This is a genomic window from Oleiphilus sp. HI0043 (assembly GCF_001634935.1).
This window is the reverse complement of record NZ_LWEY01000636.1, coordinates 1-1570: the sequence shown is the minus strand read 5'-3', so window position 1 is coordinate 1570 and position 1570 is coordinate 1. Positions and strand designations below refer to the sequence as shown.

Annotated in this window: 2 protein-coding genes; one reads left to right on the top strand and one right to left on the bottom strand. The window is 47.4% G+C overall.

Annotated elements, in window-relative coordinates; genetic code table 11:
• Positions 1 to 684 (top strand): ATP-binding protein (locus tag A3729_RS07710; protein ID WP_156497779.1); only part of this gene is annotated, 684 nt, incomplete at its 5' end.
• Between the two features lie 12 nt (positions 685 to 696).
• Here the strand turns inward: A3729_RS07710 and A3729_RS07705 are convergent.
• Positions 697 to 1570: aldo/keto reductase (locus A3729_RS07705; protein ID WP_068633558.1), on the bottom strand; the 874-nt coding region annotated here is incomplete at its 5' end.

Below are 1570 nucleotides of genomic sequence, written 5' to 3'. Positions count from 1 at the left end.
CGTCTTATTTCCCACGAAGCTCATCAGCGAGAACGCTATCGGAATACCTTAGCGGACCTGGCACATAGCATTAAAAACCCTTCTGCCATTATTAGCAGCGCCTTGAATCAGGCGGGAAACTCCCTACCTGATGATATGCGCAATACCTCATGGCTCCAGGATATTGAGGAGCAGAATGAGCGCATCGATAAAATACTTTCCTACCAGCTAACACGCGCCGTTGGGGGTGTGGCAGCCCCGTTTAATAAGGCCGTAGTAGTCAAACCCTTGTGCGATAAAATCTGTGCAGCCATGGGCAAGGTCTATCATGATAAGTCGATGACTTTGGCTTGTGATATCTCCGGCGACGCAGTCTTTAGGGGAGATGAAGGTGACCTGATAGAGCTCTTAGGCAACTTGATCGATAATGCTTTTAAATACGGAAAGGCGCAGGTTAATGTTCATGCAAGGGCCCATGACAATACCTTACGGATCACCATTGAAGATGATGGCCCGGGGATAAGTGAAGCTGAGCAGGCAAAGCTCGTCAGACGAGGCCAGCGCGCGGACACTACGATTCCCGGCCAAGGAATAGGTTTAGCTGTAGTAAATGATATTGTCGAGAGCTACGGCGGGACGCTAAGATTATCTGATTCTGAATTAGGCGGGCTAAGTGTAGAGCTCGCCTTTTCTCAGGGTTTATAGAGCTTTTTTGTGCTAGAAAGGCAAAGGGTATTCCCTAAGTACTTTGAAAATAGCCTTCAGGTCATCTTTGGATAACTCAACTTTAAAGGCTTCGATATCTTCTTCCAGCTGCTGCAAACTGGTGGCGCCAATAATTGTTGATGTGACACCATCGACCTGATTACACCAGGCTAATGCCAATTGTGCCGGCGTGATATCGAGTTGCTTAGCAATCGAGGCATAGGCACTGACAGCCGTCTCGACATTTGGCTTGTCCCGTAAAATACCATTGCGTTGTGGAATGCTCCAGCGACTACCATCAGGCCTTTCTCCATTTAGATATTTACCGCTTAATACGCCGCCACCAAGCGGAGACCAGGGAAGGTAAGCGACATCCTGGTGAACACAGTTTTCAATCAGGTAAGGCCAGTCTTTGGTATGTAGTAGATTAAACTCATTTTGTATTGATACCATCTTGGGAAGCGAGTGCTTTTCAGCTAAACGTAAGTACTCATTGATCCCCCAAGGTGTGTCGTCTGATAAACCGCAATGTCTAATTTTCCCGGCTTTGATGCAGTCATTTAAAGCCTGAAGAATTTCTAGCATTTGATCGGAGTGTGCCTGACGGTCTACATCGGTAAAAGAAATTCGACCAGGGAAATGTTTGGCGAAGTGAGGCGAGGTACGATTGGGCCAATGGAGTTGGTAGAGGTCGATGTAGTCGGTCTTAAGGCGCTTTAAGGATGCGTCTACTGAGGTGATAATCGACTCACCCGTGATGTCACCACCCCCGCGTATCCAAGGTAGGCCATTTCCTGCAATCTTTGAGGCCAGAATAATGTCACCTCGTTTACTCGAATTAGCTGCCAGCCAGTTACCTATCATCTTTTCTGTTTTGCCATAGGTA